We start from the raw sequence: 24,996 nt of genomic DNA on the forward strand, positions 1-24,996 counted from the left end.
CCTTTTGTTTTTGTAGAGGCTGCAGCCATTTTAAGCTGTTTTAATTTGCACTTTTTGATGGCAATAGCTACATAATTACTCAAATTTTTGTTAATCTATAGTTTGAAAGACTTCTTGTTTTATTACTTAATAATAAGAGCATTTCAAGTATGAAGCTTGAGATGTTCATCATTTGTATTATCACTGTAGTGTTCTGTGGTTTATTTAAACCAAACAAACATAATGAGGGGCACCCAATTGATAATTTCTAAAGTAAGTAAGCAAGTAAAATTTGCGATAATGCTAACAATAACTTTAAAATAGATGAGCCTAAACTGTTTTATCTTTTTATAATTGTTATTGAGCGTTTAAGGTCACATAAGCATATTTTTTTGAACCTATAGATATATATTGTTTATCTTAGTATAAGTATGCTTTTTTCTATGTTTAGCCTGCTCTTACCTGTGTCTTCTTATTAGGTAATGAGCCCTTGAGCCTATGCACATTATTAGCATTAAGCTAACTATGCTAGGATAGTTTTTTATTTAACTTTCGCCTTTATAAGGCAACTCCCTTGGTATCCAATTAATCTAGAGAATTTAATTTGATTTTGCGGTTTAACTCAAATGAAGGCTCAAAATAAACAAACCATGAAGGCCCAATATAGTTTTACTCACAAAACTAGATTGCCAGGTTTTGGCCTTTATGTATTAGATAAAAGCTCTCTATTCTTAAATGCCAAGGCAGTTGAGATGCTTGGTCTCGACCCTAAATTTGCCAATACCTGGGCTCATCCTCGTACTATTTTGCGCCAATTCTCTATGCCTATTGTGCATAAAGTCATTTCTTTTGTACGTCAGCTTAAAGATGCCAAATGCGATACTAATCTGGCTAAAGAAATTGAAATTAACTCCTTTAGACTACGCAAATTAAAACTTGATAGCTCAGATATTGACTCTGCACAAGAGCATGACTGCTCTTGCCTTAATAAATGCAATGAAGAAACAGAGATTAAGGCTACTCAAAATACCAGTGGTGAACCTCAGCTGGCCGTTACCATAGACCCTTTCTTTCCTAAAGCGGATCACACATCAGAGCAGGACTCCAATTATCAATATTATGTAGAGTCCAATCATATTTGTCTTAATGGTCTTGGTACTAAAGAGCAAAAGCTCAAGCTTAAACAGTACTTAAAAGGACTAACTCCATGTGATAGTGCTAGTTTTGCTATTGTGCTTGATAAAGGCGAGCTTAAAGGTAAAAAGGTTTATATTAAATTTAATGCCCTTTTTGCTAATGGCAAGCTAAGCCACATTAATATTACTTTTACCAAGCTAGCATCAGCTCTGTTTGCGCTAACCCCTCATAAGGTTGCTGATAGCGCCTCTTTTGACTGGTTTGTTCCATCTGGTGAATGTATTTTTGGCAGTAATTACTACACTATTTTAGGTTACGATCAAAATGATAGCACTATTCCTAAACTCAAAAAGCAATGGCAAGAATATGTAGTGCACCCTGATGATGTTGATGTTATCAATCGAGAGCATGACCTACTTAAAGGCCAAGAGCTAGGCAACGACTTTGAGTTTTTATACCGCTCAAAACGCAAAGACGGCTCTTATATCTGGACTAAATCTATTGGCTGTATTGCCTCACGAGACGAATTTGGCCAGGCAATGCGTGTAATTGGTATCAATATTGATATCAATAGCGTTATGGTGGGATATGAACAATTACAAAATAAGGTGTTTACTGATATTTTAACTGGTATCAAAAATCGCACTTATTTAATTGCTCATTTAGAAAACTTTATTTATCAAGCCACCGAGCCTTTAACTGTGATGTTTGCCGATGTTACTGCGCTTAAGGCTTACAATGATTATTTAGGCCACACAGTAGGCGATCGTCTCTTATGCTCTGCCACTATTTTGCTAGAGCAGGCCATTAATAGAGAGAATCAGCTGATTAGAATTAGCGGCGATGAAGTTGTAAGTATTATGCATAACTGTGATCGCCAAGAAGCACTTACTATTGAGCGTAATATTGAGCAAGTTGTTATTGAATATAACAAGAGCGCCCCTATTCGTATGCCTGTTTTCTTTAGTGCTGGCACGGTTACTATCGATTTATCGGCGTACGCTGGTCGCAAACTCAATGAGCGTGAAAAAGAAATTGCTATGAGCAGGTTTTTCCAGGCCATTCAAGATGCAGATAAAATCATGCAACAGGCCAAAAAGAAAAATCATGATGAACACTATGCCATGGTACGGCAATATATTCAGTCCCAACTTAATAACAATATTGAAATCCAAGATAAACGCCTGTTTGCATAGTATTTATTTTAGGGAGCTTATAAGCTCCCTTTACTTTTAACTCTGAGATTTTGCCCCATGTCACCAAAGTTTAATCAATATCTCAATAATACTGACAATATAGTCTTCTTTGATGACTATGCAGCAGCGGCTATGCAAGATGATGACATAAGCCAGCTAGTTAATAATGCTACAGATACTCAGAGTAAGCTCAATGCTTTTGCTTCCTTACAAGGCCATTTTGTCTTTGATGGTAATAATGGTCTATTTTTGCTTGATGAGGTTTGTTGCGCTATTGTATGCGTAGAAGATCACCATCAATGGCATCCAGTTCAGGATGTCATTAAATATAGCAGTAATTTTGATATTCACCGCTTTGCTATTAATACCACTAGCAATACTTTAGGCGATACCATTTTTGAGCGTATTAATATTATTGATGGCCCTTACCGTGGTCAAACCTTTATTATTCAAGGTTCAGTACTAGAGCGCAGCCCCAGTGGTCAGGCCTTATGGATTGTAGGAACCATCTCTCATGAGATGAGTCCATTTAGTGAATTTTTAGCCCGAGAAATGTCAGGTGACGGCCTTTTTATGTGGGAAGGAGTAGATAATAATATTGTCTGCTCGGCTTCTATGCTTGATATGCTCGGCTATTGCGAACATGCATTTCCTAATAATTTAATAGATTTAATTAATGAAATAGTTCACCCTGACGACAATGATTTCTTATTGATTATGCGTCAATTTAGATTGTCCAATCAATACGGCAACTATTTTGAAAGCTGCTTACGCTTAAAGCATAAGAAGGGTCATTATATTTGGACTATTTTTAGAAGCTTAATTCAAGAGCGTGATGCCAACGGGATAGGCATTAAAGGCATAGGCTCTATTACTGATATCAATCTAGTTAAAGATAGCTTTGAAAACATTAAGCTCATGTTATTTACTGACTCTTTAACTGGCTTGCATAATCGTAACTACTTCCAGCAAAACTACATGCGCTATGAAGCAAAAAAATTACACCCTTTATCTGTAATTTATCTTGATGTTTCTGGACTCAAACTTACCAATGATATTTTGGGCCATAGTTATGGTGACTATTTACTAACTAAAACAGCAGATATCGTAAAAGAGGCTGTACGAAATGCCACTGGCACTGATATCAATAACCAAGATTACGAACACCATCACCACGATGGCGTGTCGCCTTCTCCTTTACCAGAGCACTTCTTTGGTACCAATGATGAGTGGAACGATGGCGAATTTTGCGCTGTAAACTCTCAAATGTTAGGTAATAGCACTGCCTTTAAAGCCCCTGCTGAGCCAACTGAGCCAACTGACAGCCAAGAGCCTAATGAGGACGATAGCTATTCTACTCGCCCTGAAACGGCTCCTGTAATAGAGCTTAACTTAGATGTAGACCCAAGCTACGTTACTTCAAACGATGATATAGGACAAACCGATCCGCTTACTTTTGAGGACTTTAGTAAAGTATCTTTAGACTTTGCTTTAGAAGATGACTTTAATATCGAAAACATTGAGCTGTTACGTCTAGCAGGCGATGAGTTTTTACTTATCTTACCTAAATGCCCAGAATCAGTAGCCCAACGTGTGCTAATGGAAATTATTAAGCTTAAAGATGAGCTTAATGACTACAATAAAAATAACGTAGCCATAGTAGATAGACCAGTACCTTTATGCTTTGGCATTGGCAGCGCTACTTTAGGCGAAAATGGCTTGGAGCACGACCATCTTAAGAACGTAATTGAGCGCGCTGACCATCGTATGCAAGAATGCAAAGAGCAATTACGCAAGCACGACCACAAAATTCTCAAGCGCTATTTTGAAAATAAAAAGGGTCGCCCTATTTCTATGCGAGATGAACGCCGAGTTAACGTCCTGAGCGAGGATGACCGCATCAAGCTGCGTCGTACCCGTATCAACAATATGATGTCCTAGCAGCAGCTAAGCTGCGCTTAGCAGCGCCCGCCCTGCACCTTACTGCGCTGTACGGCGCTTGCGCTAAGTGCCACCAGCGCCACTAGCGCTGGCAGCTGATAGCGCTGTGCGCTGATAGCACACTAGAGCTACAAAGCTCTTAGTGATATGGTGGGGCTCTTAGCTGGAAATAAAAAAGCCCCTGTAAGGGGCTGTGTTTTAGTTAAGATAGCTTAAGATATCGGTAGCTTTAGGCAAAATAAATTCAGTATCGATATCCTCAAGAGCATAATAATCGCACACTCCCGTTAGTACTCCTAACTCATGGCATTTGGCATTACGGAACATTTGGATATCAAGTAAAGCATCACCTACGCCCATAATGTGGTTAACGCTAATACCTGATTGAGCACTAATTAGTTCAATCATGTCAGGATTAGGCTTGGTGCGACAAGTATCGCCTGTACACACAATAGAAAAATATTGCTTGATATTAGGCACATCATCTAAAAAGCGATCTACACCCACTTTAGATTTACCAGAGGCAATAGCCAATTGGTAACCCTTAGCGTGTAAAGTAGCTAAGAGCTCCTCAGTACCCTCAAAAAGCTTAGTAACATTGATATCTTTACTTACTGAAAAAGTATCACGGTATAGCTGGGTTACCTCTAAAGCTAAGCGCTCATCACTAGGATCAGGCAACAAACTTTGAATGCCTAAAGCCAAGCTCATACCAATAGTACCCTTAATGGCCTCAGGACTAGGGATAGGTAAATTAGCGTGCTCAAAAGTACGAGTAAAACATAAAATGATTTGCTCGATGCTATCAGTTAAAGTGCCATCGACATCAAAAGCAAAGAGCTTAACCTGACTTAGAGTTTGAGCTAAACCATCATCGATACGTAAAGACATAAATTTGCCCTATAAACAGTAAATTGTTAAAGCTTATTGCTGAGAGCGTAATACCTCTAATACAGCCTCTAACTCACTTGGTAACGGAGCCTCTACTTTTTGCACACGATTAGTAGCAGGATCAATGAAACTTACTCTAAAGGCATGTAAGAACATACGGTGCATACCCAAGCTCTTTAAATAAGCATTAAAGGCCTTATCACCATACTTATCATCACCACCTACAGCATGTTTAACATAGGCACTGTGAACACGAATTTGATGGGTACGACCAGTATGAGGCATAGCAGCCATTAAAGTAGCAGTGTCACCAAAGCTCTCTACAATGTCATAGCCAGTAGAAGATGGAGCACCCTCTTTAAAGTTAACCTCCACCATACGCTCACCAGAGCGTAATTCATTACGAACTAAAGGAGCATTAACTAAATTGACCTTACGATCCCATTTGCCAGGAACCAAGGTTAAATAGCGCTTTTTAACTACACGGTTACGAAACTGCTCATGTAAGTTACGTAAAGCTGAACGGCGCTTAGCAATAATCAAAGCACCTGAAGTTTCACGATCCAAGCGGTGAGCTAACTCTAAAAATGTTTCTTGAGGATATAAAGCTCTCATAGCCTCAATCAAGCCAAACTCAATACCAGATCCACCATGAGCGGCTAAACCTGCTGGCTTATCAACCACAATCAAGAGCTCATTTTCAAATAAGATACGATTTTTGAGATCTTGTACTAAATGCAAATTACTTGAAGGAATGGTAACAGGGCCAGAGCTTACTCGTACAGGAGGAATTCTAATCTCATCACCTGCTTTAAGCTTGTAAGAAGGACTGACACGACCTTTATTTACTCTTACCTCACCACGGCGCAAGATGCGATAAATCATGCTTCTTGGAACACCTTTGAGGACACGAGCTAAATAGTTATCAAGACGCTGGCCATCATCATCGTAACTAGCGGTCTTATAAGTAACCTTTAACTGTTCCTGACTGTTTGGCTCTGCCATCTTAAAATCCCTCAATTAATATAGGACATATTCTTTAGATAATTACGTCCCCAGACACTGTTTTGTGTAGGCCGACAATATTGTAAAACGGCTTATTTTAGCAAAGTTCCACCCTACTCTCTAGCATAAGCTGTGATAAAGCTAAGGATTTAGTGCGTTAATAGCAGCTTGCACATTAAGACTCAACCAGAGGCGCTATAGTATTTTCTCTACCAAAACTCATATGACACCGCCCATCCTACCACCATCCTAACTTGCAGCTCTACAATGCACATCACCACCCTTTTCCTGCCTGCTAGCTGGCTAGCTTGGCTAGCTAGCCAAGCTCTTCCTGGCAGTCTGCGCTGCCTGGCCGCCTGCCCAGTTCTGCCAGGCAGCTGGCAGCCTGCCATGCCATGACCTGGCCAGACATGACCTGCCTGATGCCTTGGCATGCTTGATATCTTGGGATGGCAGGATGAAGTAAATTGCTTGAGCTCAGGGAGGCGAGGCTTTATTTCCTCATTAATAAAGTACATTAAGTTTATTTTTTTATGAGCCTGATAAGGGGGCTTGTCTAAGCGCTATTTTCTAAAGTTTTTTAGTAATTATGTGGAGGTAGATAATTAAATATCTTGTATCAATGATGAGCTTTGTAAGATAATATGCCATGTTGCGGCAAGTTAACGGTGGTCTTTAAGACACGACCCCTTTACTTTGCCTAGTGGCGCTCTGTATGGCACGGCCATACGTCGCAAACTAAAGAGAATTACTGTGTTCTTAGTAACGAGTCAGGAGCTAAAACTTATAAATAAGTTTAATCCTGAACCATGAGCAAACGTGATCATAAGGTGTGACTTGAGCACATATTGGAGCTTAAGAAACTCAAAACAGATCTACTTTGCTTTGATGTTAAATCAGCTCCCTTACTTTAAACCTTTTATAGGCGTAAGCAGGGGATTTTTTTTGTAAATAATATATAGTTTTGTAAAGCTTATGCTGTTTTACAGCTAACAATGCTAGTGTTACTTATTTGTATTAAGTAGGCCTAGCCAATTGCAAAACACCTAAAGCTAGAACGTTACAGCACTAGATTAAACTGTGATCTTGGCTCTTAACCAAGCAGGATCATAATTAAGAGAGTGATTAGTTTTCTTTATAGTAGCGATAAAGAGTCGACACGGTTGCTCCATCAAGCCCCCTCTTCTAAGAAGATAAGGCGCGCTTGTTGTAGCTTATTACAAATTTCAATACTTATAGGATCAGAAAACTCCTTTGCGCCTAATTCCTGTAGTTAATGGGTGAATTTTCAGCTATTACCAGGGTGCGCCCAGTTTCTCATTGTGATTTTTATTGCTTAATAGTTAGGACTTTAGTCCTACACTAATGTTCACTGCTTTAACCTATGTCATAGCCATGTGCTAGCCATAAATTAAAGTTAATAAACAATAGGCCCTTAACAAAATTTAACTTTCCATTTTATAAGGACAAGACTTTGCTATCTTATAAGTAATTGTAAGCTCAATCTTAAATATCCCTCCTAACTTATACTTAGGATGATGATAGTTATTGGCTGGCAATTACAAGCTTTATTTGCGTAGTAACTTGCGTTAATTTTGTCTATTAAGCATGAAAGCATTGCTATTTTTTAAGCAGAAGCTGTGTTCTGATTTCTAGGAAGGATTGCCGTATAAGGATCTTTTCCGTGAAAAGAATGCTTATCAACGCCACGCAAGAAGAAGAAGTGCGTGTTGCGCTTGTCGATGGTAATAAACTTTATGACCTCGATATTGAATCACCTCAACATGCCAATAAGAAGGCCAATATTTATAAGGGTGTTATCACTCGTATTGAGCCAAGCTTAGAGGCTGCTTTCGTAGACTATGGCGTAGAGCGTCATGGCTTTTTACCTTTAAAGGAAATTGCCCGTGAGTACTACCCAGAAGGCACCAACTTTAGCGACCATAGCCAATTAAAGTCTGCTCTTAAAGAGGGACAAGAGGTTATTGTTCAGATTGAAAAAGAAGAACGTGGTCAAAAAGGTGCTGCTTTAACTACCTTTATTTCCCTTGCAGGTTCTTATTTAGTTTTAATGCCTAATAACCCACGTGCTGGCGGTATTTCTCGTCGTATTGAGGGTGAAGAGCGTGCTGAAATTCGTGCTGCTTTTGAGGGTATTGATATTCCTCACGGCATGGGTGTAATCATTCGTACTGCTGGTGTAGGCAAGAGCTCTGAGGAACTTTCCTGGGACTTATCTATTTTAACTAAGCTTTGGGAAATGATTAAAAAAGCTGCCTCCACTAAAAAGGCTCCTTTTTTAATTCACCAAGAGTCTAGCATTGCCATTCGTGCTATTCGTGACTACTTACGTCCTGATATTGGCGAAATTTTAGTTGATAGCAAAGATGTTTATGAGCACATTGTTCATCACATTAAATTAGTACGCCCAGAATTTTCTGAGCGTGTTCGTTTATACCGTGGCGACATTCCATTATTCTCTAAATATCAAATCGAAAGCCAGATTGAATCAGCTTACTTACGTGAAGTACGTTTACCATCTGGTGGCGCTATTGTTATTGACCCTACCGAAGCTCTTACCTCTATCGACGTTAACTCAGCTAAGGCTACTCGTGGCGGCGATATTGAAGAAACTGCGCTACAAACTAATATTGAAGCAGCAGAGGAAATTGCTCGTCAATTACGTTTACGAGACGTAGGTGGATTGGTTGTTATCGATTTTATCGATATGAGCCCAATCAAGAACCAAAGAGAAATTGAAAATCGTATGCGTGAGGCATGCCGTCAAGACCGTGCTCGCATTCAATTTTCTCGTATCTCCCGCTTCGGTCTTTTAGAGATGTCTCGCCAAAGATTGCGTCCATCTTTAGAGGAATCATCAAGCCACGTATGTCCAATGTGTCAAGGCCAGGGTACTATTAGAGATACTGCGTCTTTGGCGTTATCGATCATGCGTCTGGTCGAAGAAGAAGCACATAAAGAGCATACAGGCGACGTCATGGCCTTTGCTCCAGTTGAGATCGCAACTTTCATTTTGAATAACAAGCGTCGTCAACTAGAAAATATTGAAAAGAATACTGGCATTAAGGTTACTGTAATTCCAGATCCTCACATGATGGCCCCTAGCTATGAGGTTCACCGTGTACTAAACAGCGCTCAAAGCTTACCTTTAGACTGCTCTAAGGATGACCCATCCGAGCTCTTACGTGAGCGTGCTGCTAAGGCCCGTGCTCAAATTCAAGATAGCATGCTCCGCCGTGAGTTTGCTAACAAGAAGCAACAGCAGCCAAGTGCTAAAGAAACCCCTATGGTTTATACCGAGGATATTACTATTAACTCTCCAGCCCCCAATGCTTTAGAGTCCACTGGTGATAACCCTCATACCATACAGGTAAAAAATGCTAACACCACCCAAAATCCCAATTTAAGCCCAGTTCATGTAACTGATGGTGGGTCAAGCGATGGTTCTAGCGGTGGAGTTTTCTCTAAACTCTTCTCCTTTATCGGTAATATCTTTAAAGGTGGTGACGTGCCAGCTCAAAATAAATCTGCAAACGGCAATACTAAGGATAAAGCCCCTGAGGGTTCAGACAATGCCGTAGGTGGTCGTGATAACTCTAATTCACGTCGCAATCCTAATAACCGTCGTAACAATCAAAAACGCCGCTCCGACCGAGCCGAGCGCCCAGAGCGTGGCGAACGCCCTGAGCGTGGCGAGCGCTTAGACCGTTCTGAGCGTGATCGTCGCAAGAGTGAACGTTTTGAAAAGGCAGAGCGCCAAAACCGCTCCGAGAGAAACATGCGTGATGAGCGCATGGAACGTCCAGAGCGTCCTGAGCGTAGCCCTCGCGAGGAGCGCATGGAGCGCCCAGAGCGTATGGACAGAGCCGAACGCCCAGAGCGCAGCCCACGTGACGAGCGTGCTGAGCGTCCTATGCGTGAAGAGCGCCCAGAGCGTATGGACAGAACTGAGCGTCCAGAGCGCAGCCCACGTGATGAACGTGCTGAGCGCCCTATGCGTGATGAGCGTAATTCCTTTGAGGATATTAGAGCAGATCAAGAGTTGTTTGCCGCCTCACAAGGTGACTTACCAATGGACAATTTAGAGCAAGAGCGCTCTGAGCGTCCTGCACGTGGCGAGCGTGCCCGTAAAGAGCGCACCCGTCCTGAGCGTAGCGAGCGTACCCGTAAGGAGCGTCCAGCCCGTGAGGATCGTCGCTCTAAGAAGGTAGAACGCACTAAGCCAAAGATTGCTCTTAATGCCCATACTGTAGGCTTTAATGACCTTGAGAGCTTTGATGTTGCTAACTTAACTATTAGCAAGAACTTTACCTTTAGCGAGCAAGACTTTACTTGTGCCCCTATGGGTCAAGGCCCTGATGTTCAACTACCATTTGAGCAAGCCACTCAAGCTCGTGCTTATGAGGATGGTTACGACTTTAACAAGGACGATTCAGCTGGTGGCTATAATGATGCTGCTGTTTCTGCTGAGGTTTCTACCATCTCAGAGCCTGCTGCTATTGAACTTGCCTTTAGCCAAGATCATGAAGCCCGTGACTTTGAAGCTGGTAATGAATTTGTAAAGTGTGAGCGTGCTGGTGGTTTACATGCAGCCTTACGTCTTGAGAGCAGTGAAGCTGCCCTTTCTATGGACGACGAGCAAGCACAACAGCTCTTACACGAGCACTTCTTTACCCGTCCAGAGCCAACAGGTGCAACTTTAAGTGAGTTTGACCCTAATGGTGAAGCCAAGGCTAAATTAGCTAAAGCTCGTGCTGCTTTAAGCCCAGCCATCTCTAACTGCGATGCTCCTGTTGCTAAGGCAGAAACTCAAGCTTGCGAGGCTGAGGCTGTAGCAATTGATTCTCCAGAGGCCCAAGAAGCTTTACAGATGCAAGAAACTACAGAGGCTACCGAAGCTCAAGAGCAAGTAGTTATTGAGGTTAAGCGCAATAACAGCCGTGCTAAAGCTCAAAAGTCTGAGCGTACCCCACGTCACAATAAAGCTAAGCAAGCTGTAGAGGCAGATTCAGAGGCTGCTGTAGAGAAAGCTCAAAACGATGATGTTTCTGCTAGCTTGGATGCTTTACTAAGCTCTAATTCTTTTATTGATGACTTTGAGGGTGATGATGATGGCCGCCCACGTAAAAGTCGTAAGCAAGAGCGCACTGCCTCTAGACGAGGTAAGAAGGCTGAAACTTTAGAAACTACAACTAGTGAAATTGAAGAACAACCAGTAATGGAAACTGAAATTTCTGTAGTTGATGAGGTTATTGAGTCTCCAGAGCCACGCAAGCACATTGCTCAGGTTTACGAAGAGACTGATGCTGACGACACCTCTGATGAGTTAGAGCCATATGAGAGCCCTTATGAGCGTTCTCGTCATGTGAGTGACTTTTGGTCAGCCGACCGCAAAGACCGACTCTCAGCCCGTTATGCCCGTGTAATGCGTGATGATAATGTTGAAGAATTCGACCACGATGCTCGTACTCGCAACATTAGAACTACCATTACTGAGGCCGTCTCAAGTTTTGATGATAGCTCTATCTTAGATAGCACTATTATTGATAACTCTAAGTATAAGACTGAGTCTGACCTTGCAGACGAAGATAGAGAAGACATTATTGAGGCTAAGTTTAAGTCCATTACTAAGGCATTTAATTATGATGAGGCCCTAGCTGACGCTATGGACACCGATCAGGAATTGCTTGACCCTCAAGAGGACGATAACCAGCAAGAAGAGGAAGTAGAAACTCCAGCTCCTAAGCGTAAGCGTGCTCCTGCTAAAAACAAAAAGGTAGAAGAAGCACAGCAAGAGAGCACTATTGATGCTTCTGACTTTGATTTTGCTGCCCACCAAGAGGTGCAAAATAAGTTAGACAACGATATGGAAGCTTTTGCTCAATCTTTAGCTCAAAACACTCATAAATCTGATGAGGATGACTTCTCTAAGTCATTAAACCAAGCTTATCAAGAGTTTAAAGAGAAATCTGACAACTAATTTAAGCTAAAAAACTCTAAAGCCAGCGCTCCTCCATAAGCCCTGGCTTATCCCAAAGCCCTTAAACTTAAAAAAGTTTAGGGGCTTTGCTTTTTCTCCCCATGCCCATCCCTTGGCCACGCTTTGGCCATGTTCTAGCCCTAGCCCATGCCCAACCACTGCCAACACTCTACCAACAACCTATCAACGCTTTGCCAAAACTATAAACACAACCTACCAACGCTTTGCTGCACTGCGCTGCCATGCATTGCCCTGCCAGGGCTATGGCCCTAAGTTAATGTTCCTATTACTATCTACAGCCTTAAAGTAAAAAGGCAAAAAAAATGGCCATACTGAATATATGGCCAATTTTTTTTGAGCTAACTTAGAGCTCAAAGTGGTGTTCAATTCTTAAAGCTTTAGCATCTACCTGCAGCTTTTAGGAGGGCATTGCAATTGCCTTTGTTAGCAGGTGTAGCGGTGCCATCCTTTGAAATCTTGGTGCAAAGAGCATCTGATGTAATAGCAACAGCAGAAGTAAAGTAACACTTATAGCGATTACCTTTCTTGTCATAAACATCGAAATTAACAGCGTCTATGCCACCTTTTACAGAGTCCTTATCAAGTGTCAACTGAGATTTGTCGATGCCTATGGCACTCTCAGCTTTATCAAGGTAACTATCATCAGATGTGATTCCTTGTGAAACCATGCCACAGCCATTTAAAAATAAAGCTACAGAAGTAGCTGCCAAAGTTTTTACCACTAAACTATTCATATATGATCCATAAAAATGCACTATACCTTTAGTACAGCACGTAAAAATCGATTTTCTATTAATTATATCTAGGCAAAATTGATACCAAATTTCACTTGCTATTTTTTACTGACCCTACTTACATCTATTATGCATTACTCTTCAAAGTGCCTTGCCTAATAGTAAAAAACTTTCCAAATATCTCTTAGAGAGCCTTGTACAAATTATCAGCTCTAAAAGCCTTTATGTAGGGCAGGACAGGCTTTTAAGGGCCCTAAAAACACAAAAGGCTTTAACCTACGAGGTTAAAGCCTTGAGCCTAAACAATGAGCTTATTATTGCTTAGCGTAAGATGCCTGGAAGATTTGGAGCATCACAAACCTTAGCTAAAAGGTTCTTTACAATATGAGCATTGCCAACTACGATATTGCCGCTCTTAGAGAAATTTGGAGCACCAGTAAAGTCAGTAGCAATACCACCAGCTTCACGTAAAATTAAAGAGCCAGCAGCAAAATCCCATGGCTTTAAGCCTTGCTCTAAGTAAGCATCATAACGGCCACAAGCAGCATAGCAAAGATCTAAGCTAGCACAACCAGAGCGACGTACATCTGCACATTGGTTAATTAAGCGAGTGAATAACTCCATATAAGCATCCATACGCTCACGATAACGTACAGGGAAAGCAGTGCAAACTACAGCACCATCAACGCTTTGATGATTGCCTACACGGATGCGACGGTTATTTAAATAAGCACCCTCGCCTGCGCTACCTAAGAACATCTCGTCCTTAATAGGATCAAAGACTACACCCAAGATGATACGACCCTTGTGTTGTAAGCCAATAGACACAGCACAATGAGGAATACCCTTAACAAAGTTGGTGGTGCCATCAATTGGATCGATAATCCAGACGTACTCGGAATCTTTATTACCTTGAAGACCACCTTCCTCGCCTAAAACAGCGTGGTCACGGTAGGACTTTAATAAAATAGAAGTAACAGTATTTTCGCACTCACGATCAATATCAGTTACTAAGTCGTCTTTGCGCTTTTCCTCTACAGTAAAATTATCCTGACCGAGGTTACGAGCAATGACCTTACCAGCAGCACGTGCGGCACGTTCTGCAATATTAAGCATTGGATGCATGTTAAAGAGCTCTCTTGGTTAAACAAAAGTGCTTTATTATACAAATTTGCAAGCCTTTGATATCACATTTTTTTAAATTTTTTTCAATTATTATGAGTAAACTAACTATTGCCCTGCTACAGATTTCGCCATGCTCAAGCTTAAAAGAAAACCTAACTAAAGGCATCAATGCTTGTTTGGCAGCTAAACTAGGTGGAGCTGATATTGCCCTATTTCCAGAAATGTATAGCAATGGCTATGATATATACGATCGTAAATTTGACGATTGGAAACAGGAAGCTATTACCCTCAATGACGATTTTGTCCTAACTTTCCAAGAGCTATCAAAACAACTTAATATGGCCATTGGCCTTACCTTATTAGAAAAGATTTCTTATAGCCAATATCCACAGAACACTTTGGTACTGTTTGATAGAAAAGGCAGGCGAGTACTTACCTATGCTAAGGTGCATACTTGTGATTTTGATGTTGAGCGCTACTTATCGTCAGGTGAAGACTTCTATGTATGCGATCTTGATACCGATTGTGGTACAGTCAAAGTAGGAGCCATGATTTGCTATGATCGTGAATTTCCTGAAAGCGCCCGCATTCTCATGCTCAAAGGAGCTGAGTTAATCCTAGTGCCTAATGCTTGTCCTATGGAAATTAATCGTATCTCCCAACTACGAGCACGTGCCTTTGAAAACATGCTGGCCGTAGCAACATGCAATTACCCCATCAATGTGCCAGACTGTAATGGCCACTCTACTATATTTGATGGTGTGGTCTATAAAAAGAATGAAAATGAATCCCGTGATACTTGTATTTTACAGGCCCCTGAGAGTGAAGGTATTTACTTAGCTACCATAGATTTAGATGAGCTTAGAGAATATCGCAATAATGAAATACATGGTAATGCTTATCGTAAGCCTGATAAATATCAGCTCTTAGTCAAAAAGATTTAGCTTAAATTACCTTTATTAATTGCTACCCCTTGATTTAAACTTTACTAGACCCCACTATCATTTCCAGCAATAGCAAATTTCACTATAGTACCCAAATATGAAAGACTTAAAAAATAATCAGCTCTATCAAAAAATTAGTAATAGCTTTAACGGCGCAGGCTTTGAGGAGAACATTGCCACTACTCAAGGTTTTATTTTAGGTGTCATTTGTCGTGGCCATGGTGCTTCTGACAATAAGGCTTTGACCCTTACTTGCGAAATTTTAAATGGCGGTAACGCTGTTGGCGGTAGCGGCATTGCTCTTTTTACCACTATGCTTATCGAGCTTGAGCGTCAATTAAAAGACCAAAAGGTAGAACTCTTTATTCCAACTAAAAAAGAGCAGGCACAAAAATCAGTACGCTTACAAACAGCTGCTGATATTGCCTATGGCTTTATGCTCGGCTTATGCTGTGAGGGTAATCCTGTGGCAGGTTCTATTGTTGATAGTGACTATGTAGAGAAAAACGCCAATCTCAAAGACTATATGAAGTTTATCGACTTTTTCAAGGAAATCGATGTTAATGATGACTTCTCAGAGGATGACTTTAATGATGTAGTGGAGAACTTACACTCCATGATTCAAGAAATTTATACTCTGCTCAATAAATAAAGCCCTCCCCAGCACTAAATTGGCTATGAGCCAGCAAAAAGCCTTGGCTCTTTGCTGGCCCTTGGGCCTTGGCCACAAGCCAAGGCTCATGGCCCAGGGCCAACAAGCTCTCTCCTGGGCTGAGCACTTCCATGCCTATTTTATGGAGTGCAAGCTTTGTCCTGCCTGCCTACATACCTGGCAGGCGGGCAGGCGGGCTACCTACCTGGCTAGCCAGCTAGCTGGCTGTTAGCTACTGGTAAGTTCACTCTCAAGATCTCGACCAGGCTTTAATAAGAGCACTAGCTCTAAAGCTTTCATCCTATCTCTTAATACGGCAGCCTCTTCAAATTTAAGATCGCGCACTAATTCCAACATTTGTTTTTGAATAAGCTCAATTTCTTTGCTTAACTCTTGGGCTGTTGGCAAGTAGCGGGCACTGATTGGATCTTTTAATAGGTCACGAATGGCCTTTTCATTGAGCAAGGACAAGGCTTTAATATCAAATACTTTGTTAGTGTCACTAGCTTTTTGATTAGAGCGCTTGGTACCTTTAAGGCTATCGATACCATTTTGTTGCTCCCATTGAGCACGGGATTGAGATGGCATGGCTCTCTTTTCTAGAGGTACCTTAAACACCTCTGAATTGGTAATAGCCAATTCCATAACATCAACAATTTTCTTTTTAATTTGCTTAGGCTCAATGCCATGCTCTTTGTTGTACTCATCTTGAATTTGGCGGCGACGTTTTGTTTCATTAATAGTCTGAGCCATAGAGTCAGTAATTTTATCAGCATAGAAGATAGCCATGCCATCAACATTACGAGCTGCACGACCTACAGTCTGAATTAACGAACGACTAGAGCGTAAAAAGCCCTCTTTATCAGCATCTAACACTGCTACTAAGGACACCTCAGGAATATCTAAGCCCTCACGTAACAAGTTAATACCAATCAAAGCATCAAACTCACCTAAACGTAAATCTCTAATAATATCCATACGCTCTACAGCGTCGATATCAGAGTGCATATAACGCACTCTTAGGCCATGCTCGGTTAAATAGGAGGTTAATTCCTCGGCCATTTTCTTGGTTAAAGTTGTGACTAAAGTACGCTCATTTTTTTGAGCTCGCACTCTAATCTCTGACATAACATCATCAACTTGAGTAGCTACAGGACGAACCTCAATAATAGGGTCTAAAAGGCCTGTTGGTCGAATTAACTGCTCTACCACCTGCGAGGAAAGGTCAATCTCATACTGAGCAGGCGTTGCTGAAACATAGATAGTTTGCGGCTGCATACGGGCAAATTCTTCAAACTTTAAAGGTCTGTTGTCATAAGCCGATGGCAGACGGAAACCAAATTGAATTAAATTGTCCTTTCGGGAGCGATCACCTTTATACATGGCTCCAATTTGAGGAACGGTAACATGTGACTCATCGATGATTAACAAGCCATCTTTAGGCAAGTAATCAAACAGACATGGTGGAGCTTCGCCACTTTTACGACCAGTTAAATAGCGTGAATAGTTCTCAATTCCTGAGCAATACCCCACTTCATTAATCATCTCAATATCATATTGAGTGCGCTCTCTAATTCTTTGCTCTTCAAGTAATTTGTTATGAGCTAAGAAATAATCACAACGGTCTTTTAGATCTACTTTGATTTGCTCTACAGCATTAAGCAAGATATCCCTTGGCGTTACATAGTGGGTTTTAGGAAAGACAGTAAAGCGTGGTAACTGACACTCAATAGCGCCTGTTAAAGGATCAAACTTGCTAATACGATCAATTTCATCATCAAAGAGCTCTACCCTAATAGCATAGCCATCAGATTCAGCTGGGAAAATGTCAATCACATCGCCTCTTACTCTAAATGTAGAACGAGCAAACTCTATATCGTTACGTACATATTGCAAGGCCGCTAAGCGATCAATAATTTGCCTTTGAGTAATTTGCTCTCCTCGTGAGATGTGTAACATCATCTTTAAATAAGTTTCTGGCTCACCCAAGCCATAAATAGCCGATACAGAACAAACAACAATGGTATCTCGGCGCTCCATGAGGGCCTTGGTGGCACTAAGGCGCATTTGGTCAATATGATCATTGACCTTGGCATCTTTTTCAATAAAGGTATCAGTAGCTGCTACATAGGCCTCAGGCTGATAATAATCATAATAAGAAACAAAATACTCAACAGCATTATGAGGAAAGAACTCTTTCATCTCACCATAAAGCTGAGCAGCCAAAGTCTTATTATGAGACAAAATCATAGTAGGACGATTTAAAGCAGCAATGACATTAGCCATAGTAAAGGTCTTACCAGAGCCAGTTACACCTAATAAGGTCTGAGCTTTATCGCCTGCAATCACACCATTGACCAGCTTATCAATGGCTTGTACTTGATCTCCTGCTGCCTTAAAAGGTGCTACCAATTGAAAGTTATTTTTAACTGCCACTAATAATACCCTCTAGAAATATTGGCCCTATATTGTAATGATCTCAGTTCGTGATTAGCGCTTGATCTTGATAGCGCAACTCAAGAGATAGTGTAATCTGGGTCGACGTTAAGCTATTTAAATTAACTAAATTCCAACCACAGAGAGCTTTAATGTTTTTTCCATAAAAAAAACCTTGTTTTTTCGCGAATAAAACAAGGTTTCTACATATTATATTGTTGTTATAATTTTAGCACAAAATCATTCTTATGCGTAAACATCAACAGAAGAGCCAACGCTGCCAGAGGCCTTTGGAGCAGAAGCGTTGATTTGCTCAACTGACTGAGCGGTGCTCTCAAGTAACTGTAAAGCTGCTTTGCCCTGCTGTTCGGTGGCACGCTTAGTCATGGCTACGCTTAAAGCCTCAAAACCAAAGTTTGCGCTGGTACCAGTAATGCTGCTCATGGTTATCTCCTAATAAGAAGCAATTTCATATTGTTTTTAACGGCAAAAATAGCCTCAATTTTTAGTAAAAATTCTAGCCACTTTCACCGCATCAACGAAGAACATACTAAGATCCAAGATTTCCTGAATCACAAGTATTATAGCTAAGCAATATATGTACAAACTTAGAATCATGCTTATCTATACGAAAATTTTTACTTAATTACAAAAAAAATGCTCAACCTAAAGCTTAAGATTGAGCATTTTTTTAAATCAAAGTTTACTAAAGCTTATAGCTTGCAACTTATAGCACTGCACCTAACTCTTGACGTAAGGTAGCAGCAGCACCCATTAAGCCAGCCTTTGGCTCAGTAATAACGTAAGTAGGAATATTAGATAAGTAGCTCTTAAAGCGGCCCTTATCCTCAAAAGCCTCACGGAACTTAGATTCTTTGAAGAACTCTAAGAATCTTGGTACTACACCACCAGCTACATACACACCACCAAAGGTACCTAAGGTAAGAGCTAAGTTACCACCGAAACGACCCATTAAGCGGCAGAAGGTGCTTAAAGCCTCTAAACAATCAGGATCTGGGTTAGCACTTAAAGCAGAAGCGGTAATATCAGCAGGAGTAAGACCAGTTCTTAAACGCTCATTACGCATAGCAATGGCCTCATAGAGGTTTAATAAACCAGGGCCTGATAACACACGCTCAGCTGAAACGTGGCCAATACGAGCACGTAAGGCAATTAAAATCATATCCTCTGACATATTGGCAGGAGCTAAATCAACGTGACCACCCTCGCCAGAAAGAGGGATCCAGCGATCACCACTCTTAATTAAGTGAGCTACACCTAAACCAGTACCAGCACCATATACAGCAATAGGAGCATCAGCTACTGGTTCGCCCTCACCAATCTTAACCATAGACTTTTTATCAATACAGGTAACTGACATACACATGGCAGTAAAGTCATTAATAACTAACAAAGTTTCTAAGCCGAGATTTTCCTTAAGCTCTCTTTTAGAAAACTCCCAAGGATTGTTAGTCATCTTGATATAGTCTTGATTTACAGGGCAAGCAATTGCGATACAAGCAGCATTAAACTGAGCCTTAGTCTCTTGTCTAAACTTCTGAATAACAGACTCTAAAGAATCATTCTCCAAAGCAGAGTAAATAATAGGATCAGATAAAGAACCATCTGCTAAATTACAAATAGCTAAACGGGCATTGGTACCACCAATATCACCAACTAAAGCTTGACCTGTTAAAGTAGTCATAAAAAACTCCGCAAATCCAGACTTGCAAAAAAACACAAACACAACTAAAACATTGTTTTAAACAATAGTTAGATATTAGCAAAAGCAAAGATAAAGCGCTGGCTCATTTTGCAAAATTGTAAAGAATGAAAACTATTAAGGTTAATATAGTGTACAAATACTAAAAAACTTATTAATCCCCTGCGCTTTATTCCTATCTTAAAAAGAGTGCAAATAATAGCAATATAGTGTTATTAGTTTCATAAAAGCTTGTCTTAGAGCTTTAGCTTCTTAAGGTTAATATGGTGCATTAGCAAAAGCGCAAAACAAGGCACAGCGCACAGTCATACTAGCTTCAATTAAGCTCAATCTTTTAGCCATCCATATATTAGAGATTAACCATGAATCAGCACATAAGTGTTGCACTATATTTTGCATTCATGGCTTAAAAACCATAGTTTAATGGCACTACAATTTTAGCCCCTGGTTATGCACGTATATTATTTATACATACCATGCAAAAGGCAATAAAAAAGGCCAAGTTTCGCGCTTGACCTTTTTTTAAATAGGAGGATTGTCTATGAAAAGGAGTTAAACTATGAGTTTAGTTAGTTTCAAAACGACCACTTTGCTCTGTTCGTTTCGATGGGTATATGATACCAAATTTGAGACTTGGATCAAGCTTTTTATAAAATTTTTTTTAAAGATTTTTTACCTGTTATCGGTAACACTTTTTCTTGCAAAATCTGATTGCTTAGCCATTTATATGCATTTTAAGGCCTTATAAAAAATTTTTTAATGATACAAATGTTACAAAAAATTGCCTACTTATGGTCTTTTTTGCGTATTTGACAAAGCCAAAATAAAGGCAAATTTAATTTAAGTTTGCTTCTTTGCATGATTGCAACAATTTTTTGCATTGTTATTACATTTTCGCTATCACTAAGTACTGCTTAAAGATTAAAGCAACGAGCGGTAAACAAAAATGGTAAACTTATGCCCACATTTCATGGTTGTAAGGATGTTTTGTTGTGATTAACAAGTTATGCCTCTTCTTAGGCACTACTATCTTACTTAGCTCCCTATTCTCACTTAGTTATGCATCTTCTTTTGCTCAGCTTGCCCAGGCTGAAACTAGCGCTACTGCCACTGCTGCTGCTACAGATGCCTCAACTGCAGCTGCCACTGCAGCCACTGCAGCCTCTGCTGCTACGGAGCAGAGCGAACAAACTCAAGCTCTAGCAGCGCCCGCACCAGAGCTTAACAAGCAGCACGAGAGAGCCATGGCAAACTCAATAGTATGCTTGCCTATAATGACTCATGAGCAGGTGCCTTTATATATTCGCCCGCAACAGTGTTATGAGCTTCAAGGCGGTAATGTCATTAATGGTAATCTTACCGTTCAAGGTAAACTCTTTATTAAGGCAGGCCGCAAGGTTTCATTAACCTCAGGCAATAGTATTACTGTTAGTAATGGTGGCCAATTTGAAATAAGAGGTGAGCTTGATTTAAAAGAGCGCAGCGCTATTAATATTGATCATAATAGTAGCTTTAACTGTACTGGTTTACTGTATATGAGTCAGGGCAGTCAATTTAATACCCGTGGCACCACTGAAATTAAAAATTTAGGCAAAATTTTGATTGAGCCTAATAGCCAAATTATTTTTAGTGATCTTACTAAATTTCGTAATAGCGGTCAGATAGCTTTAAATACTGCTATTTGGGAAGTACGCAATAAAGGCGAATTGAACAACTCAGGTACTATAGATTTATTAGATGGCTCACGCTTACAATTCCTTGATAAAAGCAAATTTATCAATGCAGGAAAAACTAATTTAAACGCTCAAAGCCAATTGAGCTTTATTGATTATGCTCGCTTTGAGAGTAGACGTATGTTTGCTCCTAAAGGCATTGTTACTTTAGCTCGCAATAGCGTGTTTGAAAATTTAGCTTCTTTTAAACAGCAAAAAGGCTCCTCGCTCATCATTCGTGACAATGCTCAATTACTCAACAATCATACCTTTGAGTTGTCAGGAGCGGCCACCTTTACTGGTAGTGCACGTATTCTTAATGATGGTGTCTTTGCTGTTAAAAAAGCTGCCCAAGTTCATACTGAGCAAATGGCAGTCATGATTAATACTGGCACCTTTAGAAACGAAGGTGGTGCCTTTACCATTGATAATCAAAACAACTTTATCAACGACAACATTGTCTCAGGCCACGAAAGCCGCACCCAAGGCCGTCACCGCCTCTAAATATTACGCCCAAGCTATCTGTTAGCTTGGGCTACACCTCCAGCCCTACCCTAAAAACCCACCATACTCACAGCACTTTTGCTGTTAGAGCAGCTAAACCATACCTTAGCCAAATCCCTCTTACCTTTAGTCTGTAGCACTACTACTTATTAACAGCCACCACGATTTAAGCTTTGCTAAATGTATTGCTACCTAGGCTAATACTATAGCTGTGGTTATGTACCTTATAAGCTCTATTAGGCAGTGGCCTCATTGGCCTTACTTTTGGGAAAGGGCATGGTGCTTTGTGCACGTATTTCATGAGAGTAAGGGGAGTTTTTAGGGGCAAAATTGTGAAGTAAATCGGAATATTACGCAAAAATCGCAAACGGTTACGGTATTTTTTATCGCTTAGGCTTATAATCAAAATATGCAGTTTAATACTTCAAATTTTAAAGGTCAGCTCTTTTAGGGAAATTGCGTATAAGCACCCATAGGCAAACAAGAGCTACCGTGATTAAAACTGCACTTGTCATCAGGTAGTTTGCGTTTTTTTGTTTTCTTGAGGTTGTTATGCTTGAAGAGTTAAAAGAGCAGGTTTTTAAAGCTAATCTAGATTTACCTAAGCATGGTTTAGTTACTTTTACTTGGGGTAATGTTTCTGGTATTGACCGTGAAAAAGGCTTAGTTGTAATCAAGCCATCAGGCGTTGATTATGAGACTATGAAAGCCTCTGATATGGTGGTCGTAGATCTTAAGACTGGTAAAAAGGTCGAGGGTGATTTAAATCCATCTACAGATACTGATACCCACTTAGAGCTTTATCGTGCTAGTGAAGATATTAATGGTATTGTTCACACTCACTCACGCAATGCTACTTCTTGGGCACAAGCTGGTTTAGACATTCCAGCTTTAGGTACCACTGGTGCTGATTATTTCTATGGTGCTATTCCTTGCACCCGCTTAATGTCTGACGATGAAATCAATGGCCAATATGAAGCTGAGACTGGCAAAGTAATTATTGAGACCTTTAAGGATCGCAATATTAACTTCAAAGATGTACCAGCAGTATTAGTTCACTCTCATGGCCCTTTTGCTTGGGGTAAGAGCCCAGCTAACGCTGTTTACAATGCTGTAGTACTAGAAGAAATTGCTTATATGGCTTTCCACACTTTTGTACTCAAGCAAGGTTATCTCAAGCCAATGCAACAAACCCTCTTAAATAAGCATTACTTACGTAAGCATGGTGCTAATGCTTATTATGGTCAAAAAGGCCAAGAACACTAGTTAACCTCTAATCATCCTCAAATAAGTAACACGATAAAGTAGAGCTTTTGTTAAGCTCTACTTTTTTACGGCTTGTAAATAAAAAACACTCAAGGCTGCTTAATGTTGAGCACTTGAGTGTTTTTTCTTTTATTATTCAAAATGGTTTTTAAGCTTGATGATATTACCTACGATAAAATCATTGATGGAGCCTGTTCTTGTCTTGGACAAATAATCGTGCAAGAGCTTAATTGCTTGATAGCCTTGAACACGAGGCTCTTGGCAAATAACAAAGTCGATAATATCGGACTTAACCAACTCACGGGTAGTATAGATTTCATCACAAGCAATGACAAAGAACCTACCTAAAGACTCTGCAATAATAGCAGCACCTAAGCCACTAACACCTGAGCCTGATGCCATATAAATGCAATTTACCTCAGAGTGATTTCTTAAGGCTTCCATAGTAACTTGTTGAGTAGTAATGTCATTATCTTCACCCTCAACTACATCAACAATCTTATACTTACTCTTTCTTCTTTCTAATTCGTCAATAAAACCCTGAACACGAGCAGCATGGCCATGATGGCTCTTAAGGCCTACCACTACTAGTATATTAAGCTCTTGGTCAAAGCGAGACTTGTGCAATAAGGCAGCAGCTATTTCTCCTGAGCGGTGATAGTCAGGGCCAACAAAGCAGATATTTTTACAATCCTGAACCTTATTGTTAATTAATAAGGTAGGAATGTTCTCTTGCTCAAGCTCATTAATGCGCTCACGAATACGCTCATCATCTACAGTACATAAAGCTAAAGACTTACAACCTTGATCTTTTAAAGCCTGAATATGCTGTAAATGCTCTTGTACATCCCAGCCTTCAACCTCATGAAGCACTACTTCAATACCAAGATCTTTAAATTCAGCCTCAGCTTCTTTAATGCCTTGCTTGATATCATCGAAGAAAGGGCCATTAATGGAAGGTAACAATACACCAATAGTATTAAGATTCTTTTGTGCTGATAAAGCACGACCTGCTCGATTAGGAACATAGCCTAGATCTTGAGCTAATTGACGAACGCGCCTAGCTGTTTCGGCACTTACTTCGCTCTTATCATTTAGGGCACGAGATACTGTGCCAACAGATACACCAATAGCTTTTGATAAGTCTTTTAAGGTTACAGTCATGACAAAAAAATCCTCGACACTAACCTATGTGTCCCATTACGGTTGGTTATTGCAAATAAGGTCTAATTAATTTGTCATAAGATAAACAATTACAATAGCCAAAAGGACTGATACGCAACCGTTTATTTAATTGCGCCACTGACTGTTTAAATTACAACAAGTTCTTTTAAAATAGGCTTACGTACTGAGCATTATCATTGCACTTAATTAACCTTAATAAAGCATGGACATGCAACGAGAAGCCATTTTTAAATAGCAAAAAACTGTGCTTTGTTTTTTGGTGTGCACAGTGTAATTGTTTTTACGAAAAAAATTTATAGACGATAATTATTCCTAAACTATCTATAAGATAAACGCTATATTTTTCTATCTTAATAAAGCTCAGTAATTATCTATAGCAACTCCCGCAAACGATTGCGGTATATAGATAATAGCTTAAATTATGCCTGATGCGCACAGTAATTTACAAAAAATACAATCCTTAGCACAGTTTTTTGTAATTTTTTATAAAAAAACCTGCCTGCCACCTTTAAAAGCTCTTAAGGCCTATCTTTCATATGATGGT

General features: G+C 40.1%; 15 protein-coding genes. 7 read left to right on the top strand and 8 right to left on the bottom strand.

Features of this window, described 5'->3' with window-relative positions; translation table 11 throughout:
* The first annotated feature begins 605 nt into the window (after positions 1 to 605).
* Positions 606 to 2,312: a sensor domain-containing diguanylate cyclase gene (locus tag MXE38_RS01440; RefSeq protein ID WP_246910351.1), complete on the top strand. Its 1,707-nt coding sequence runs from the start codon at positions 606 to 608 to the stop codon at positions 2,310 to 2,312.
* Between the two features lie 57 nt (positions 2,313 to 2,369).
* Complete coding sequence (locus tag MXE38_RS01445) at positions 2,370 to 4,253, top strand: diguanylate cyclase (protein WP_246910354.1); 1,884 nt, start codon at positions 2,370 to 2,372, stop codon at positions 4,251 to 4,253.
* Positions 4,254 to 4,451: 198 nt separating this feature from the next.
* Here MXE38_RS01445 and MXE38_RS01450 read toward each other — a convergent pair whose 3' ends face one another.
* Together MXE38_RS01450 and rluC are read right to left on the bottom strand one after the other, a co-directional pair.
* Positions 4,452 to 5,144 (bottom strand): HAD-IA family hydrolase, encoded by a 693-nt coding sequence (locus tag MXE38_RS01450; RefSeq protein WP_246910356.1) that lies wholly within the window; start codon positions 5,142 to 5,144, stop codon positions 4,452 to 4,454.
* 33 nt (positions 5,145 to 5,177) lie between these two features.
* Positions 5,178 to 6,149 (bottom strand): 23S rRNA pseudouridine(955/2504/2580) synthase RluC, encoded by a 972-nt coding sequence (rluC, locus tag MXE38_RS01455; protein WP_246910358.1) that lies wholly within the window; start codon positions 6,147 to 6,149, stop codon positions 5,178 to 5,180.
* 1,693 nt (positions 6,150 to 7,842) lie between these two features.
* Between rluC and MXE38_RS01460 the strand changes: the two genes are divergently transcribed.
* Positions 7,843 to 12,150 (top strand): Rne/Rng family ribonuclease, encoded by a 4,308-nt coding sequence (locus MXE38_RS01460; protein WP_246910443.1) that lies wholly within the window; start codon positions 7,843 to 7,845, stop codon positions 12,148 to 12,150.
* A gap of 398 nt (positions 12,151 to 12,548) precedes the next feature.
* On the opposite strand, the gene MXE38_RS01465 is transcribed toward MXE38_RS01460, so the two are convergent.
* Positions 12,549 to 12,905, bottom strand: a complete 357-nt coding sequence (locus MXE38_RS01465) for a hypothetical protein (RefSeq protein WP_246910360.1) — start codon at positions 12,903 to 12,905, stop codon at positions 12,549 to 12,551.
* Between the two features lie 321 nt (positions 12,906 to 13,226).
* Positions 13,227 to 14,030: an inositol monophosphatase family protein gene (locus MXE38_RS01470; RefSeq protein ID WP_246910362.1), complete on the bottom strand. Its 804-nt coding sequence runs from the start codon at positions 14,028 to 14,030 to the stop codon at positions 13,227 to 13,229.
* Between the two features lie 92 nt (positions 14,031 to 14,122).
* Between MXE38_RS01470 and MXE38_RS01475 the strand changes: the two genes are divergently transcribed.
* Both MXE38_RS01475 and MXE38_RS01480 read left to right on the top strand, forming a co-directional pair.
* Positions 14,123 to 14,974, top strand: coding sequence for a carbon-nitrogen hydrolase family protein (locus tag MXE38_RS01475; RefSeq protein WP_246910364.1), 852 nt, complete (start codon positions 14,123 to 14,125; stop codon positions 14,972 to 14,974).
* Between the two features lie 97 nt (positions 14,975 to 15,071).
* Complete coding sequence (locus tag MXE38_RS01480) at positions 15,072 to 15,626, top strand: UPF0149 family protein (RefSeq protein ID WP_246910366.1); 555 nt, start codon at positions 15,072 to 15,074, stop codon at positions 15,624 to 15,626.
* Between the two features lie 228 nt (positions 15,627 to 15,854).
* On the opposite strand, the gene uvrB is transcribed toward MXE38_RS01480, so the two are convergent.
* From uvrB to MXE38_RS01495, 3 genes are all read right to left on the bottom strand, one after another.
* A complete protein-coding gene (gene uvrB / locus MXE38_RS01485; RefSeq protein WP_246910368.1) occupies positions 15,855 to 18,062 on the bottom strand; it encodes an excinuclease ABC subunit UvrB in 2,208 nt (735 codons plus the stop codon).
* 246 nt (positions 18,063 to 18,308) lie between these two features.
* On the bottom strand, positions 18,309 to 18,506 hold the full coding sequence (locus tag MXE38_RS01490) for a hypothetical protein (RefSeq protein ID WP_246910371.1): 198 nt from the start codon (positions 18,504 to 18,506) through the stop codon (positions 18,309 to 18,311).
* Positions 18,507 to 18,789: 283 nt separating this feature from the next.
* Positions 18,790 to 19,767: a glucokinase gene (locus MXE38_RS01495; protein ID WP_246910373.1), complete on the bottom strand. Its 978-nt coding sequence runs from the start codon at positions 19,765 to 19,767 to the stop codon at positions 18,790 to 18,792.
* A gap of 1,010 nt (positions 19,768 to 20,777) precedes the next feature.
* Between MXE38_RS01495 and MXE38_RS01500 the strand changes: the two genes are divergently transcribed.
* Together MXE38_RS01500 and araD are read left to right on the top strand one after the other, a co-directional pair.
* Positions 20,778 to 22,001 carry a hypothetical protein gene (locus tag MXE38_RS01500; RefSeq protein ID WP_246910375.1) on the top strand — a complete coding sequence of 408 codons (1,224 nt, stop codon included), beginning with the start codon at positions 20,778 to 20,780 and terminating at the stop codon, positions 21,999 to 22,001.
* A 552-nt stretch (positions 22,002 to 22,553) separates the two neighbouring features.
* The gene (araD, locus tag MXE38_RS01505) at positions 22,554 to 23,267 is read left to right on the top strand and encodes an L-ribulose-5-phosphate 4-epimerase (RefSeq protein ID WP_246910377.1); all 714 of its coding nucleotides are present in this window, start codon (positions 22,554 to 22,556) and stop codon (positions 23,265 to 23,267) included.
* A gap of 132 nt (positions 23,268 to 23,399) precedes the next feature.
* Here the strand turns inward: araD and MXE38_RS01510 are convergent, their stop codons facing one another.
* On the bottom strand, positions 23,400 to 24,431 hold the full coding sequence (locus MXE38_RS01510; RefSeq protein WP_246910379.1) for a substrate-binding domain-containing protein: 1,032 nt from the start codon (positions 24,429 to 24,431) through the stop codon (positions 23,400 to 23,402).
* Between the last annotated feature and the right edge of the window lie 565 nt (positions 24,432 to 24,996).

Source organism: Anaerobiospirillum sp. NML120448, assembly GCF_023050945.1.
In the GTDB taxonomy this organism is placed as follows: Bacteria; Pseudomonadota; Gammaproteobacteria; order Enterobacterales; family Succinivibrionaceae; genus Anaerobiospirillum.